The organism is Nitratiruptor sp. YY08-26 (genome assembly GCF_016593215.1).
GTDB lineage: Bacteria > Campylobacterota > Campylobacteria > Campylobacterales > Nitratiruptoraceae > Nitratiruptor > Nitratiruptor tergarcus.
Genome location: NZ_AP023063.1, coordinates 1,303,549 through 1,317,574, shown reverse-complemented (window position 1 = coordinate 1,317,574; position 14,026 = coordinate 1,303,549). Strand labels below are relative to the sequence as shown.

General features: G+C 37.6%; 18 protein-coding genes. 15 read left to right on the top strand and 3 right to left on the bottom strand.

What is annotated here, in order from left to right; all coding sequences use genetic code 11:
- The first annotated feature begins 38 nt into the window (after positions 1-38).
- Positions 39-2,213 carry an IGHMBP2 family helicase gene (locus JG738_RS07110; protein WP_201337221.1) on the top strand — a complete coding sequence of 725 codons (2,175 nt, stop codon included), beginning with the start codon at positions 39-41 and terminating at the stop codon, positions 2,211-2,213.
- On the top strand, positions 2,182-2,511 hold the full coding sequence (locus JG738_RS07105; RefSeq protein WP_201337220.1) for a co-chaperone YbbN: 330 nt from the start codon (positions 2,182-2,184) through the stop codon (positions 2,509-2,511). The genes JG738_RS07110 and JG738_RS07105 overlap by 32 nt, the downstream gene beginning before the upstream one ends.
- Positions 2,512-2,529: 18 nt before the next feature.
- Here JG738_RS07105 and JG738_RS07100 read toward each other — a convergent pair whose 3' ends face one another.
- Positions 2,530-3,612, bottom strand: a complete 1,083-nt coding sequence (locus JG738_RS07100; protein ID WP_201337219.1) for a multiheme c-type cytochrome — start codon at positions 3,610-3,612, stop codon at positions 2,530-2,532.
- Entirely contained in the window at positions 3,605-3,796 is a 192-nt protein-coding gene (locus tag JG738_RS07095) for a hypothetical protein (RefSeq protein WP_197685331.1), read from the bottom strand. Before JG738_RS07095 ends, JG738_RS07100 begins: the two co-directional genes overlap by 8 nt.
- A gap of 48 nt (positions 3,797-3,844) precedes the next feature.
- On the opposite strand from JG738_RS07095, the gene JG738_RS07090 reads away from it, so the two are divergent.
- Genes JG738_RS07090 through dapE form a run of 3 tightly spaced genes read left to right on the top strand, consistent with a single transcriptional unit; the run spans position 3,845 to position 5,815 of the window.
- Positions 3,845-4,183: a hypothetical protein gene (locus JG738_RS07090; RefSeq protein WP_201337218.1), complete on the top strand. Its 339-nt coding sequence runs from the start codon at positions 3,845-3,847 to the stop codon at positions 4,181-4,183.
- Positions 4,183-4,743 (top strand): YqiA/YcfP family alpha/beta fold hydrolase, encoded by a 561-nt coding sequence (locus JG738_RS07085; RefSeq protein ID WP_201337217.1) that lies wholly within the window; start codon positions 4,183-4,185, stop codon positions 4,741-4,743. Before JG738_RS07090 ends, JG738_RS07085 begins: the two co-directional genes overlap by 1 nt.
- On the top strand, positions 4,721-5,815 hold the full coding sequence (gene dapE / locus JG738_RS07080; protein ID WP_201337216.1) for a succinyl-diaminopimelate desuccinylase: 1,095 nt from the start codon (positions 4,721-4,723) through the stop codon (positions 5,813-5,815). Before JG738_RS07085 ends, dapE begins: the two co-directional genes overlap by 23 nt.
- A 23-nt stretch (positions 5,816-5,838) precedes the next feature.
- Here dapE and JG738_RS07075 read toward each other — a convergent pair whose 3' ends face one another.
- Positions 5,839-6,732 carry a DUF2231 domain-containing protein gene (locus JG738_RS07075; RefSeq protein ID WP_201337215.1) on the bottom strand — a complete coding sequence of 298 codons (894 nt, stop codon included), beginning with the start codon at positions 6,730-6,732 and terminating at the stop codon, positions 5,839-5,841.
- 161 nt (positions 6,733-6,893) lie between these two features.
- On the opposite strand from JG738_RS07075, the gene JG738_RS07070 reads away from it, so the two are divergent.
- The 10 genes from JG738_RS07070 (at position 6,894) to JG738_RS07025 (ending at position 13,968) form a co-directional block, all read left to right on the top strand.
- Positions 6,894-7,271, top strand: a complete 378-nt coding sequence (locus JG738_RS07070) for a RidA family protein (protein WP_201337214.1) — start codon at positions 6,894-6,896, stop codon at positions 7,269-7,271.
- 64 nt (positions 7,272-7,335) lie between these two features.
- Positions 7,336-7,644: a 50S ribosomal protein L21 gene (rplU, locus tag JG738_RS07065; protein ID WP_201337213.1), complete on the top strand. Its 309-nt coding sequence runs from the start codon at positions 7,336-7,338 to the stop codon at positions 7,642-7,644.
- Positions 7,645-7,653: 9 nt separating this feature from the next.
- Positions 7,654-7,911, top strand: a complete 258-nt coding sequence (gene rpmA, locus JG738_RS07060) for a 50S ribosomal protein L27 (protein ID WP_201337212.1) — start codon at positions 7,654-7,656, stop codon at positions 7,909-7,911.
- Positions 7,912-8,043: 132 nt separating this feature from the next.
- Positions 8,044-9,147, top strand: a complete 1,104-nt coding sequence (gene obgE, locus JG738_RS07055) for a GTPase ObgE (RefSeq protein WP_201337211.1) — start codon at positions 8,044-8,046, stop codon at positions 9,145-9,147.
- Complete coding sequence (gene proB, locus JG738_RS07050; RefSeq protein ID WP_236583133.1) at positions 9,128-9,898, top strand: glutamate 5-kinase; 771 nt, start codon at positions 9,128-9,130, stop codon at positions 9,896-9,898. Before obgE ends, proB begins: the two co-directional genes overlap by 20 nt.
- Positions 9,883-10,836 (top strand): tRNA pseudouridine(13) synthase TruD, encoded by a 954-nt coding sequence (locus JG738_RS07045; protein WP_201337209.1) that lies wholly within the window; start codon positions 9,883-9,885, stop codon positions 10,834-10,836. Before proB ends, JG738_RS07045 begins: the two co-directional genes overlap by 16 nt.
- The gene (gene fmt, locus JG738_RS07040; RefSeq protein WP_201337208.1) at positions 10,827-11,735 is read left to right on the top strand and encodes a methionyl-tRNA formyltransferase; all 909 of its coding nucleotides are present in this window, start codon (positions 10,827-10,829) and stop codon (positions 11,733-11,735) included. The genes JG738_RS07045 and fmt overlap by 10 nt, the downstream gene beginning before the upstream one ends.
- Positions 11,716-12,351, top strand: coding sequence for a biotin--[acetyl-CoA-carboxylase] ligase (locus tag JG738_RS07035; RefSeq protein ID WP_201337207.1), 636 nt, complete (start codon positions 11,716-11,718; stop codon positions 12,349-12,351). Before fmt ends, JG738_RS07035 begins: the two co-directional genes overlap by 20 nt.
- A complete protein-coding gene (locus JG738_RS07030; RefSeq protein WP_201337206.1) occupies positions 12,348-13,139 on the top strand; it encodes a ParA family protein in 792 nt (263 codons plus the stop codon). Before JG738_RS07035 ends, JG738_RS07030 begins: the two co-directional genes overlap by 4 nt.
- The gene (locus JG738_RS07025) at positions 13,132-13,968 is read left to right on the top strand and encodes a ParB/RepB/Spo0J family partition protein (protein ID WP_236583131.1); all 837 of its coding nucleotides are present in this window, start codon (positions 13,132-13,134) and stop codon (positions 13,966-13,968) included. Before JG738_RS07030 ends, JG738_RS07025 begins: the two co-directional genes overlap by 8 nt.
- The last annotated feature ends 58 nt before the right edge of the window (positions 13,969-14,026 follow it).

Genomic DNA, 14,026 nt, shown 5'->3' with positions numbered 1-14,026 from the left:
TTTGTACTAAAATTGCGAAAAAATATAAAGGAATTTTTTTGGGTTGTCTCATTTTACCAAAAGTGTATGAAGGTATAGAACTGCAAAAAGTTTTGCGGCGTATAAAAATTAAATTATCTGATATCAAAAAGCTCTACTACGCAAATGGCAAAACTCTTGCATGCCTGAAAAAGCGTGTCAAAATTAAGCAAGATAAAAAGCTCTTTGCTACAAAAGATGAAGAGAATGAAATAGTTTTTGTACATGATTTTGTAGAGCACTACAAACACCTTATTGATATGGAACGCCGTGCAGAGATTGAGGCTACAATTAGCGAACTGCGCAGTATGAGTGGCGAGGAGCGGGAAGTTTTTGGAAGAGCAATACTGGGGCTCAAAGGCCAAAAGGAGCCAAGTAGACTTAATCTCTATTTTGTGAGATTTGGACGCAGCAAGATTATCGATACAGAAATAAGTTCTGGTGATATAGTTCTCATATCTCGTGGGGAGCCTTTGAAGAGTGATGTAACGGGGACTGTGAGTGAAGTGAAGAAGAACTACATCACAGTAGCTTTTGAGCAAAAGCCTCCAAAATGGGTCTACTCTTTTGGTATACGTCTTGATCTCTATATCAATGATGTAACATTTAAACGTATGGAAGAAAATCTAGAGATTCTTCGCCATGCTGCAGGAAATCAGAGAAAACTTAGAAATATTGCTCTTGGATTGTGGAGGCCGCAAAGTGCACAAGAGGAGCAGATAACTTGTCAAACAGCGCTCAATACTACCCAAAAAAGTGCTGTACAAAAAGCATTAGGGAGTGACGTTTTTTTGATTCACGGACCTCCAGGAACTGGTAAAACTTCTACGTTAATTGAGCTTATTTTACAAGAGGTACAACGCAATAGAAGAGTTTTAGCAACTGCCGATTCAAACACCGCTGTAGATAATATGCTACAGCGGTTAGCGAAGTACGATCTCAATCTTGTGCGCGTGGGGCATCCAGCGAGAATACTCTATGAGCTAGAAGAGTTTAGTATTCATGCAAAGTATGAAAAGAGTTTGGAGGCTGAAGCTATCAAAAGAGGTTGGGAAGAGATAGGACTTTTAGTAAAGCAAAGAGAGCAGCACTCAAAGCCAACGCAAGCAAGAGCTAGAGGTATGAGTCATGATCGCATCTTAACACTTGCAGCAAGAGGTAAAAGTATGCGAGGTATAAGTGTTGCGACGCTGCAATCTATGGCCCAATGGATCAAATATGATCGAAAAATCGATACATTAGTGAAAAATTTGCGTTATGAAGAGGAACAAGTATATAAAAAAATAATAGAAGAAGCAGATGTAGTACTCTCGACAAATGGGATGATTATGAGTGAAATTTTAAAAGATTCCCATTTTGATGTAGCAGTAATTGATGAAGGAAGCCAGCAAGTAATTCCATCGACACTCATTCCAATAATGCATGCTGCAAGATTTGTTATTGCAGGCGATCACAAGCAGCTACCCCCTACTGTTGTAAGCGATAGTCGGGATCTGAAAAAATCACTTTTTGAGGAGCTCATAGAGCGTAATAAAGAAAATTCTCAAATGCTACAAATCCAGTATCGCATGAATGAAAAGATTATGGGTTTTAGCAATGATCTCTTTTATGAGGGAAAACTCATTGCTGATGAGAGTGTAAAAGATCAAACGATTGAGGATTTAAACCTCAAACCTGCACAAAAGTTTACAGGTATACTTGATCAAACGCCACTTGTATTTGTTGATACAAAAGGACTAGAAGCAAAGGAGCGTTTGCCAGATCGAAGTACAAGCTATGAAAATATTATTGAAGCAGGGATTGTAAAAGCGTTAGTAGACGAGCTTTTGGCAATGAGCGCGAAAGAGGAGTATATAGGTGTTATAACACCTTATGCAGCACAAGTAAAACGCATAAAAAAAATGTTTGAAGAGCCTCTTGTAGAGATAAAGAGTGTAGATGGTTTTCAAGGAAGAGAAAAAGAGATCATAATCATAAGTTTTGTGCGCAGTAACGAAAGAAGAGAAATTGGATTTTTAAAAGATCTACGCCGTCTCAATGTAGCAATCACAAGAGCTAAACGCAAGCTCATCTGTATAGGAGATAGTGCTACATTACAAAGTGATGAAGTCTATAAAAAATTTATTAGCTACATACAACAAAATGGCAAAATAAGGAGTTGGCATGGAGAAGATGCAGTCATTAGAGCAGATTGAAAAGAGAATAGCGAGTAAGCCTGCAGTGCTTTTATATGTAAGTGCTCCTGCATGCAGTGTGTGTGATGCTCTTAAACCAAAAGTTGTGGAGCTTTTTACAAAGGAGTTTCCACAAGTTGTATTGCTAGAAGCCAATATAGCTGATATTCCAGAACTTGCGGGAAGATTTAATATCCTCAGTGCACCCGCAATTTTGCTTTTTTTTGATGGCAAGGAGTTTGCTAGAGAGGGGCGTAATGTAAGCTTAGAGCTTTTTAGTGAGCGCGTAGCAAAGATTTACAATCTCTACTTTACATAAAAGCCCAAAGAGGGCTTTTTAATATGTAAATGCTCTCTTTTTTAAGATGGCAGTTTTGTTTGCCTTAGATGGAATCCCAAGTTTTTTTGCAAGAGGAGGTTTTACAAGCTTATATCCAAGAGCTACTACGATTTTATCCCCTTTTTGTAGTTGGAAATCATATTTAAATACTCTCTTTTCATTTGCTTTGAGCATTGTGTCTTTGACTACCTCTTTTGCTAACCAAGGAGGAGTTGGTTTACCATTGGCTCCAAGCACGCGTACTAAGCTCTCTTTTTTTTGCCATACTGGTTTATTATCTCTTACAACTTTAATAGAGACAAATGCTACGCGGGCTGGATGTAAGAGAAGATCGTGAGGGATTTTTGAGTTAATGGCGATCTCAAAGCCCTTAAGATGTGGTAAGAATTCAATATCTATATAGCGAGCGAGCATATTTTGATAGCGATGCGCACCTGCAAATCCGTGAAAAGCGTGGTGTGAACGTTTTTTGAGTGTAGAGACGCTCCCATTTACTTTTGGCATATGACAGTGTACACAGTTAGCGTTTTCAATCTCTCTCTTTTCATTAGTTGAGCAGACATTAAGTCCAAATTTATTACGCTTATGAGAGTGGCAACCCATACAGACATTTCCTTGTAAAAAGTTGCTATTTGTGGTGTCTATTTCATGGAAAGGTGATTTGATGTGATCTTTGAGGGTTCCAAAATATTTTTTTGGTGTAGGTGAGATGATATTGTGATTTGTCTTGAGATCCTCTTTTATAGCTTTTATGCGGTGGCAGTAGGCACAAGCAACTGCATCATTTTGTGTTTTGTTATGAGGATCAGGACCAATACCGTTAGGTGCTATAAGTTCCTTAAAATTATTTGCTGCTGGAGTATGACATTTTGCACATTTATAGGCATTCTTTTTACTCAAAGGATTTTTCTCCCATACAGCTTTGTGAATAGGATCTTTAAAAATCGTGGCATGTGCATGTTGACTAGTTTGATACTCTTTGTAAATTAGTGGATGGCACTCTTTGCAAGCACTATTTGGTGCAAACTTTGCTGCAAATGCAAAAACTGCTGTAACTAAAAGCAAAGCTATTTTATTCATATCCCCTCTCCTTACGTTTTTTGGCTATCTCTTCTCTTCTTTTCAAAGCTTCGTTTGATGGTGTTTGCGGATTGCTAAAAAGTGCTTTTCCATACAAAACACACCCTTTATCTCCTGGATCACACGGTTTTTTGAGCAGATCACAATATTCACCGATTTGATGTGAGCATGTCCAACCACTCATACGCATTCCTTTTGTTATAATATTTTCAAATTTCCTCAAGGAGCATGAATGAAAAAAGTTATATTAGCAGTTATTGTAGCATTTTTTATTGCTGGATGTACTCAAGAGACGCAAAATAAGTTAGGACGTGCAATTGTAAACTGGACAGGAACAAATGGAGTGTTGGAAATCTATAGCGGGGGAAAAGTTATAAAAAGAATTATGGGCATTGATAAGATTTCTACTGCTTATGGTACTGATGATAATCGTCCAAGACCATATCGCTACGGTTATGGTTATATGGATCTGAATCTTGATGGTGTTTTGCAAAAAGAGGAAAAACGCAAAAAGATCTATTTTGAGTTTAGTGACTATGCAACGCAATATCTCTTTTATGAGCATCCATAATGTTACTCTATATTCACGGGTTTAAAAGTTGTGGATGGGGGAATAAATCGAAGTTATTGCAGGAGTTTTTTGGTGATGTAGAAGCACCAGATCTTGCAATTTCTCCAAAAAAAGCGATTTCTCAGCTTGAAAAAGTGATAGCGCAAAAAAATATAGATCTTCTTGTTGGATCCTCTTTGGGTGGATATTATGCTACTTATTTAGCGCAAAAATACTCTATTAAAGCTGTTCTTATTAATCCTTCTACAAGACCATACCACTCACTTAAGCCATATGTAGGGTTGCAAAAGCGTTTTTGTGATGAAATGGAGTTTGTGTGGAAGCAAGAGTATTTGCGTGAACTTTTGGAGTTTGATACCAAAAATTTGCAAAAACACCTCTTTTTGGTTCTTTTGCAAACAGGTGATGAGGTGTTAGATTACACTGAAGCAGTGAAAAAATATGCAAATCAGCGGCGAATTGTAGAGTATGGAGGAAATCATAGATTTGAAAATTTAGCAGATTATCTGTGTATGATCAAAAATTTTAGGGAGACAAATGGAAATAATAGATCTATTTAAAAAACTGCTCTCGTTTCCAAGTATTACACCCGATGATGCTGGAAGTTTGGAATTTATTAAAGAGTATTTAGAAGATTACGAAGCGCTTTGGTTCAATAAAGAGGGAGTAAAGAATCTCTTTTTGTACAAAAAGTTTGATGAAGGGGATCATCTATGCTTCGCAGGGCATGTGGATGTAGTTCCTCCTGGTGAAGGATGGAACAGCGATCCTTTTGAGCCGATAGAAAAAGATGGCTATATCTATGCAAGGGGTGCGCAGGATATGAAGAGTGGAGTGGCAGCTTTTGTACAGGCTGCCAAAGAGACAAAAGAGTTTAATGGAACACTTTCACTACTTCTCACAAGTGATGAAGAAGGAGATGCAAAATGGGGAACACGCTATGCCCTGCAAGAGCTTAAACGGATGGGAATGATTCCAAACTATGCGATTGTAGCTGAGCCAACTTGTGAAAAAGAGTTTGGAGATGCCATTAAAATCGGTAGAAGAGGCTCTATCAATGGTGTGATTGAAAAAATAGGAAAACAGGGACATGCAGCCTATCCAGAAAAAGCTATCAATCCCATTCATAAAGTAGCACAAGTTCTTACTCATATGGCAGGAGTTGATCTTGATGAGGGGGATGAGTTTTTTGCACCGAGCAAATTTGTGATTACAGATATCAGAGCCGGAATGGAAGTGACTAATGTTACTCCTGGAAAACTCAAAATGATGTTTAATGTGCGCAACAATACAAAAACCACGATGCAAGATATTGAGCGTTTTGTACATAAATATTTTGATGGTATGAACTACTCATTACAGCTTTCTCAGAGCGCCAAGCCTTTTATTACAGATCCAGATTCTAAAATTGTTAAGCTTATAGACAAAGCGATTCAAAAAGTTATAGGTATAACACCAAAACACTCAACTGCAGGTGGAACAAGTGATGCGAGATTTTTGGCTGAATATGGAGTGAAAACTATAGAGTTTGGTGTAAAAAATGATACCATTCATGCACCTAATGAGAGAGTCCATAAAGATGAAGTAGTAAATCTTTATCGTGTATTCTTAGAAGTAATAGAAAGTTTTTAACAAACGCCTTAAGAGGCGTCTGTTTATTCATGGGGAGTTTGAGGCTCTTCGGTTGAAGGGGCATGAGTCTCTTCTGATTTTTGATGTATTGCATTTTCTACTTTTTGTGCTGCACCACTTGCTGCACCTTTTATCTGCTCTAATACCTCTTCTTGAATAGTTGCTTCACTATTTGAGCTACTGCTCACTTCTTGTGAGCTCTCTTGCGAAGTCGTAGTTATAGAGCTTACACTCACTTCTACTTCTTCTTCGCTCTCTTGAGACGCTTCGCTACTTGCTGCTTCTTCACTGCTGCTTGAAGTTTGAGGAGCGCTACTTTGTGTTGCTTGCGGAGTAACTACTGTTGGTTCCTGTTTTTTTGTCTTGCACGTTTCGAGTTCATTTTTACAGCTATCAAGTTCCTCTTCAAGTTCCATAATTTTATCATCCATTGCACTGACTGCTTGTACATTAGCTCCATATTTGAATACGAGTTCTCCACCATCTTTACCCTGTTTGAGTGCAAAGCCAACAAATGCAGCTAAAATGAGTGTAAAGATTATTTTAGCCGCTCTGCTACTCATTGCAGCAAAGATGAGTTTGAGAATAAAAAGTACAGAGACTCCTAATACAAGATAGGTACCAAGGAGTTTATGTGCTTCAAGCTCCTCTTTGCCATCTGCTGAAAGAAGTGATTTTGCTTCACTTCCATCAGTTTTACCAGTAAAAAATGCAGCAAAGTAGACAATAACCGCTAAAAGGAGAAGAAGTGAAGAGATAACTCCTACGCAGCGCCTTTTGATGAAAATATTTGTAATTTCAAGAAGAAGAGCAATTACAGGAATTGCTATAGCAAAATGTACTACAGGAGAGTGTAGTAACAGCGGTATTTCGATAGGAAGTTTTATGCTATTGAGAAGATCGATGAGTTGTTGCATAGGCAATCCTTTTTGATGAATTTTGTACATTGTAGCATATTGTCTATTAATTTTATTTATATCCTTCTTATGATGTATAAACTACAATATAGTAAGGTTATTTTTATAAAGTTTAAAGTCTTTTTTTCTTATGATTTTGCAAAAAAACAAAAGGAAAGAGTATGGAATTGATCACTACTGCTAATGCACCTGCAGCAATTGGTCCCTATTCGCAAGCAGTAAAGATAGGTGAACTTATTTTTACTTCAGGGCAGATTGCTCTCAAACCAGATGGTGATGAGAATCTGCTTTCGCAAGATGTAGAGATGCAAACTCATCAAGTGCTTACAAATTTACGCCATGTATTGCAAGCTGCTGGTGCAGATTTGGGAAATGTGGTGAAAACTACCATCTTTTTGGCAAACATGGAGGATTTTAGCAAAGTGAATGCAATATATGAGAGCTATTTTGGTATACATAAGCCTGCACGTAGTACTGTAGCGGTAAAATCATTGCCAAAAGGTGCACTTGTAGAGATAGATGCTATAGCAAAAGTTTAAACTTCTCTTAAAGCTAATTTTGCTAATATTGCGAACCAAAAAGTTTAGGCTAAGGATGAGTAGGATGTATGCGATTATAAAAAATGGTGGAAAACAGTATAAAGTACAAGAGGGCGATGTTCTTCTTCTTGATAAAATGGGACTTGAGCCAAAAACGAAAATAGAATTTAAAGAGGTTTTGGCTGTAGACAACGGTGAACTTAAAATTGGATCTCCTTTTGTTGAGGGTGCTGTTGTTGAGGGTGAAGTTATCAATGAAGGTAGAGGCAAAAAGGTAATTATCTTTAAAAAGAGAAGAAGAAAAGACTCTAAAGTTAAAAGAGGGTTTAGACGCGATTTTACACGAGTAAAAATTACAGCTATTAACGCATAAGGAGAAGATATGGCTCACAAGAAAGGTCAGGGTAGTACACAGAATAACCGTGATAGTGCGGGACGTAGACTAGGTGTGAAAAAATTTGGTGGAGAGTTTGTTCGTGCTGGAAATATAATCATCAGACAAAGAGGAACAAAAATCCATCCTGGAAACAATGTAGGACTTGGTAAAGATCATACTATCTTTGCTTTGGTTGATGGCTACGTTAAATTCGAAAGATACGAGAAAACAAGACAAAAAGTATCCGTATATCCTGCTGAATAATACTTTTGGGCATTGCCCAAAAGTCTAGTAATTAGGAATTTGGAATTAGGAATTGGTGTTTCTAATTCCTGATTCCTATCCCCTTTCATACTCCCTAATTCCCAATTCCCAATTACTAATCAAGGAACAGTGATGTTTATCGACAGTGTAGAGCTAACTGTCCATTCTGGCAAAGGTGGTGCAGGAGCTGTGAGTTTTCGTAGAGAAAAGTTTGTCCCAAAAGGTGGGCCAGATGGAGGTGATGGTGGTGATGGCGGCGATGTCTATTTTGTGGTAGACAAAAATACCCATACACTTGCGCACTACAAAGGGAAAAAAATCCTCAAAGCTGGCAATGGAAAACCGGGAGAGGGAAGAAAAAAACATGGGAAAAAGGGTGAAGATCTCATCCTCATAGTTCCTCCTGGTACACAGGTTATTGATGCAGCAAGTGGAGAGCTACTGTTAGATCTCACAGAAGATGGGCAGAAGGTACTCTTCTTGCAAGGAGGAAAGGGAGGCAAAGGGAACTGGCACTTTAAATCAGCTTCCAACCAGCGTCCTACCTATGCGCAGCCTGGACTTCCTGGAAAAAGTATGCAGATTCGCCTTGAGCTCAAACTCATAGCTGATGTAGGACTTGTAGGTTTTCCAAATGTTGGAAAATCGACCCTCATAGCCACCATTTCTAATGCAAAGCCAGAGATAGCCAATTATGAGTTTACGACATTAACACCAAAACTAGGTGTAGTAAGAGTGAGTGAATTTGAGAGTTTTGTAATGGCTGATATTCCAGGTATCATTGGAGGGGCTAGTGAAGGCAAGGGACTGGGGCTGCAATTTCTAAAGCATATTGAGCGCACAAAATCACTCCTTTTTATGATAGACATTGCAAGTTATCGCGATCCAATTATGCAGTTTAAAACGCTAAAAAAAGAGTTAGCAAGTTTTAGTAAGAAGCTTTCGCAAAGAGATTATGCTATTGCACTCACAAAAGTGGATGCATTTGAAGTAGATGAAGCCAATGAGAAAATAGCATCTTTTCTTGATGCACTTCATCTATCTGCTTCAGAGCAAAATAGATATGGTCTTGATGAAAGATACAGATTTTTTGTACAAGATCTCGATATGTATGAAAGACAAAATCCCTTTTTTGTTTTTCCAATATCAGCAGTAGCAAAAATCAATATTGAACCGCTCAAATATGCCCTCTATGATCTTGTTAAAAAGGCACGTAGTGAAGAGAATAGTCATTAAAGTTGGCAGTGCAGTTCTGACTGAAAACAATCGCTTAGCAAAAGAGCGTATGGCAAATCTTGTGGAATTTTTAAGTATGCTTCATGAGCGTTATGAGATTATTTTGGTAAGTAGTGGTGCAGTGGCAGCTGGATATACAAAGATACGGTTAGATAAAAGCGATATTGCCAACAAACAGGCTTTAGCAGCCATTGGTCAGCCTCTATTGATGCGTAGCTACCAAAAAAAGTTTGAAAAGCATGGTATCAATGTAGCTCAAGTACTCTTAAGTGCTGATGATTTTGATAGTCGCAAGCGTACCGCCCATGCAAAAAATGCTATTGAGGTTTTATTGCAGAAAAAAGTAATTCCTATTATCAATGAAAACGATGTTACAGCAACAGAAGAGCTTGTGTTTGGTGATAATGATCAACTTTCAGCTCATGTGGCTTACTATTTTGATGCTGATATGCTCGTAATTCTCACAGATATCGATGGGCTCTATGATAAAGATCCTAATAAGTATGAAGATGCAAAACTACTCAAGATTGTTGAAACTATCCCTCAAGAGCTTCTTGAAACTGAATGCAATCCAACCTACTCTTTTGCAACCGGCGGAATAGTCACAAAACTCAAAGCTGCACAATTTCTGCTTGAGCGTGGTAAAAAGATGTTTTTAGGGAGTGGTTTTGATCTGAGTGATGCTAAGAGTTTTCTTCTTGAAAATGTACATAGAGGCGGGACACTTTTCATACCATGCGACAATACTTAGTAAGATCTCATACTCCATTTCGTTTTTTGCAAAACTCTCAAGACTTTTTTGTGGAGGAGATTCCTTTACGTCCCTTTGGCGATAGAGGTAGATGTCTCATTATAAAAATCAAGAAAGAGAACCTATCGACATGGCAACTTCTTGATATCTTTTCTCACTATTTTCAAACTAAAATAGGTTATGCTGGACTCAAGGATAAAAACGCAACGACAATACAGTATATCAGTTTAGATGAGCGTCATTATAAGGCACTTAAAAAGTTTCGCCACGCAAAAATCTCTATACTCTCTATCCAAAAATCCAATAAACCCTTAAAAATGGGCGATTTACTTGGAAATAGATTTGCAATCAATATATACAATGTAAAAGAGTTTGACAAACTGCAAGCAATTTTGCAAAAAATTATAAAAGTAGGTGTGCCAAACTATTTTGGATATCAGCGTTTTGGAAGAGATGGCTTGCAAAAAGCAAAAGAGTTTATTGAAGAGGACTACTTTACGAAAAACAAAAGAGTTCAGAAACTTCTTGGAAGTATTTATCAAAGCGATCTTTTTAATAGATGGCTGCAACATAGAGTAAGCATCAGTAAAAAGGGATTTCTCAAATTACCTGGTGATGTTTATCAAAAAGATGAAAAATTTTTCACACCAAAAGAGGTTATAGAAGATCCTTCATGGATAGTAACTGGCCTTTTACCTGGCAAAGGAGCTTTTCGTGCTCGTGCCAAGGCAAGAGAGATTGAAAAGAGATACGATGCAGATCTTCCATTTCGTGGTGGAAGACGGCCTGCACTCTTTTATCCAAAAGATCTACAAGTACAGAAAGAGGGTTCTCGTGTCACACTGCAATTTACTTTACCAAAAGGAAGCTACGCTACCATTTTGTTAGAAAATATTGCAGGTAAAGAACTTAGTCACAAAGGGATAACATGCGCATAGTTTTTATGGGAACCCCCGATTATGCTACAAAGATTTTAGAGGGTTTGCTTGGAAAATTTGATATTGTTGCACTCGTGACGCAGCCAGATAAACCAGTGGGACGCAAGCAGGTTCTCACGCCACCACATATTAAGCGTTTTGTTTTAGAACAGGGATTAGATATTCCTCTTTTACAACCCCCTACGCTCAAAGACCAAAAGGTAATTGAGCAAATTGCATCATTTAAGCCGGACTTCATTGTTGTAGCTGCGTATGGGATGCTACTGCCAAAGAAGATCTTATCAATAGCCCCATCGATAAATCTGCATGCTTCTTTGCTTCCACGATATCGTGGTGCTAGTCCTATTCAACAAGCACTTCTAGAAGGAGACACGATAACTGGTGTAACGGCAATGCTTATGGGTGAAGGACTTGATACTGGGGATATACTCGCTTATGATGTATGCGAGATTTTAGAAGATGATACTGCAATAACACTTTTTGCTAAACTTGCACAAATAGCTGCCAATTTGACACCACTTGTGTTAGAAAGATTTAAGAAAATTAAACCTTTGCCACAATTTAATGTGGATGCAAGTTACTGTAAAAAAATAAAAAAGAGTGATGGTGAAGTAACTTTGGATGATGCAGTAACTACTTACAACAAATATAGAGCATTTATCGTGTGGCCCGGTATATTTTTGCCAAATGGCTTGAAACTCAAAAAAATTGCTCTTGTTACAAAAGAGGGAGAACATAGAGCGGGAGAGATTTTGGCAGTTGAGAAAGATTTTATAGTTGTAGGGTGTGAGAAAGGATCACTTAAAGTAGAGCGGGTACAACCACCGTCGAAAAAAGAGATGGATGCAGTGGCATATATTAGAGGACAAAGGATAGGTATTGGAGATACGCTATTTTGAGAGTATTGATTCAACACAAAAAAGAGTTCTTGATGATATACGTCAGCAAAAGATAACTCCACCTATTTGTTATTATACAAATAAGCAAACAGATGGTATAGGTAGTCGCAATAACAGATGGATCGGATTAGAGGGAAATATGTTCTTCTCTTTTGCTCTTTATCAAAAGAGTTTGCCTCAAGATTTACCTCTTGAATCAGTTTCGCTCTATTTTTCATTTCTATTTAAAGAGATACTTTGCAAATATGATGCACGGATTTGGCTAAAATGGCCAAACGATTTTTATATTGGTAAAAAAAAGTGTGGTGGCTGTGTAACTAATAAAGTTGGTGATATATTTGTTAGTGGTATTGGAATCAATACAAAGCAAGCTCCACCTATGTTTGAGAAGGTCTCTTTGCAAATAGAGGAAAAGAAAGTTTTAGAGGAGTATTTTTCCCTCATAAAACGACAAATTTCATGGAAGGAAATTTTTAGAAAATTTGCGCTAGAATTTTATAAAAGCAAAGAGTTTATTACCCATTACAAGGGGCAAGAAATAGATCTAAAAAATGCTCGATTAGCCGATGATGGTGCGCTTGTGATAAATGGCGAAAGGATATATAGCCTACGATGAAAGAGATAATAGCAATAGCAAATCAAAAAGGTGGTGTTGGTAAAACCACAACAGCCGTCAATCTGGCTGCCTCTTTAGCAAAAGAGGGAAAAAGTGTTTTACTCATCGATGCCGATCCTCAGGCAAATGCGACTACGAGCCTAGGGTATAGCCGTAACGATTATGAATTTAATATCTACCATGTGATGATAGGCTCAAAAAAGCTTTCTCAAATTATTCTCAAAACAGATGTAAAAAATCTCTTTCTAGCACCATCAAATATAGGTCTTGTAGGAATAGAAAAAGAGTACTATATAAGTGAGAAAAAACGTGAATTGATGCTTAAAGAAGCAATTACAGAGGTTGAGTTAGAGTATGATTATGTTATTATCGATTCACCCCCGGCTTTGGGTCCTATGACGATCAATGCACTCAGTGCTGCTCACTCAGTAATAATTCCTATTCAGTGTGAATTCTTTGCCCTCGAAGGACTTGCACAGCTACTGAACACTATTAGACTTATACGCAAAACCATTAACCCTCGATTGAAGATCAAAGGGTTTTTACCTACGATGTTTAGTAGACAAAACAATCTTTCAAAACAGGTTTTAGCAGATCTTACTCATCATTTTAATGATAAGCTATTTCGGGATAAAGAGAGTGCAAGTTATATTGTTATTCCAAGAAATGTCAAACTTGCTGAGAGCCCAAGTTTTGGGAAGCCTGTTATTGAATATGATAAAAACTCTACGGGAGCTGTTGCATACCAATCTCTAGCAAAAATTATTCTGGATAGTGTACATGGCTAAAAAGAAGAGTCTTGGTAGAGGACTTGGTGCAATACTTGGAGAGGTGGCAGAAGCATACGAAAAAGAGGTTCCCCAAAGCGAAGTTGTAGAGATTGCTATTGATGAGATTAGAAAGAATCCTTACCAGCCAAGAAGAAAGTTTGATGAGGATTCACTGCAAGAATTAGCTTCTTCTATAGGTGAACATGGACTTTTACAGCCAATCGTAGTGATAGAGGATCTTGATGGATATATGCTCATAGCAGGTGAGAGGCGCTTACGAGCATGCAAGCTAGCAGGCTTTGAGAAAATTAAGGCGGTCGTTGCAAAAATTGATAAGAATCGCTACAGAGAGTTTGCACTTATTGAAAATATTCAACGAGAAAATCTCCACCCCTTAGAGCTTGCGTATGCATACAAAGAGCTATTAGAAGAGTATGGTATTACGCATGAAGAGTTGGCAGATATAGTAAAAAAGAGCAGAGTTCACATCACCAATACATTACGGCTTTTAAGTCTTGGAACCTATGCAAAAGAGGCTTTAGAAAAAGATAAAATTAGTGCTGGACACGCTAAAATCTTAGTTGGACTTGATGAAAAAGATCAAAAAGTTCTCGTGGACTCTATAATCGGACAAAAACTTAGCGTACGTGAAGCAGAGAAATTGGCTCAAAAGAAGAAAAAAAATGTTACTAAAAGTGATAACGTTAAAATTAGTGAACTAGATTTTCAAGAGCTCAAAAAGCATCTAAGAAAGAGCGGTTTTAGAGTAAAGACTTCCAAAAATAGAGTTGTTTTAGAGTTTGTTTCACAAGAGGATGTGGATAAGTTTATGCAATATTTCTTATAAAAATGTTTTTGGTTTAAACTTTTTATATAGATCTCTATGATAAAATCCAATCAAATTT

Bases quoted from the DNA above. Each gene is read 5' to 3' on its own strand.
- JG738_RS07100 (WP_201337219.1), bottom strand. From the start codon at position 3,612: ATGAATAAAATAGCTTTGCTTTTAGTTACAGCAGTTTTTGCATTTGCA.
- fmt (WP_201337208.1), top strand. From the start codon at position 10,827: ATGCGCATAGTTTTTATGGGAACCCCCGATTATGCTACAAAGATTTTA.
- rplU (WP_201337213.1), top strand. From the start codon at position 7,336: ATGTATGCGATTATAAAAAATGGTGGAAAACAGTATAAAGTACAAGAG.
- JG738_RS07025 (WP_236583131.1), top strand. From the start codon at position 13,132: ATGGCTAAAAAGAAGAGTCTTGGTAGAGGACTTGGTGCAATACTTGGA.
- obgE (WP_201337211.1), top strand. From the start codon at position 8,044: ATGTTTATCGACAGTGTAGAGCTAACTGTCCATTCTGGCAAAGGTGGT.
- rpmA (WP_201337212.1), top strand. From the start codon at position 7,654: ATGGCTCACAAGAAAGGTCAGGGTAGTACACAGAATAACCGTGATAGT.
- JG738_RS07070 (WP_201337214.1), top strand. From the start codon at position 6,894: ATGGAATTGATCACTACTGCTAATGCACCTGCAGCAATTGGTCCCTAT.
- JG738_RS07045 (WP_201337209.1), top strand. From the start codon at position 9,883: ATGCGACAATACTTAGTAAGATCTCATACTCCATTTCGTTTTTTGCAA.
- JG738_RS07030 (WP_201337206.1), top strand. From the start codon at position 12,348: ATGAAAGAGATAATAGCAATAGCAAATCAAAAAGGTGGTGTTGGTAAA.
- JG738_RS07105 (WP_201337220.1), top strand. From the start codon at position 2,182: ATGGAGAAGATGCAGTCATTAGAGCAGATTGAAAAGAGAATAGCGAGT.
- JG738_RS07075 (WP_201337215.1), bottom strand. From the start codon at position 6,732: ATGCAACAACTCATCGATCTTCTCAATAGCATAAAACTTCCTATCGAA.
- JG738_RS07095 (WP_197685331.1), bottom strand. From the start codon at position 3,796: ATGAGTGGTTGGACATGCTCACATCAAATCGGTGAATATTGTGATCTG.
- JG738_RS07085 (WP_201337217.1), top strand. From the start codon at position 4,183: ATGTTACTCTATATTCACGGGTTTAAAAGTTGTGGATGGGGGAATAAA.
- JG738_RS07090 (WP_201337218.1), top strand. From the start codon at position 3,845: ATGAAAAAAGTTATATTAGCAGTTATTGTAGCATTTTTTATTGCTGGA.
- dapE (WP_201337216.1), top strand. From the start codon at position 4,721: ATGGAAATAATAGATCTATTTAAAAAACTGCTCTCGTTTCCAAGTATT.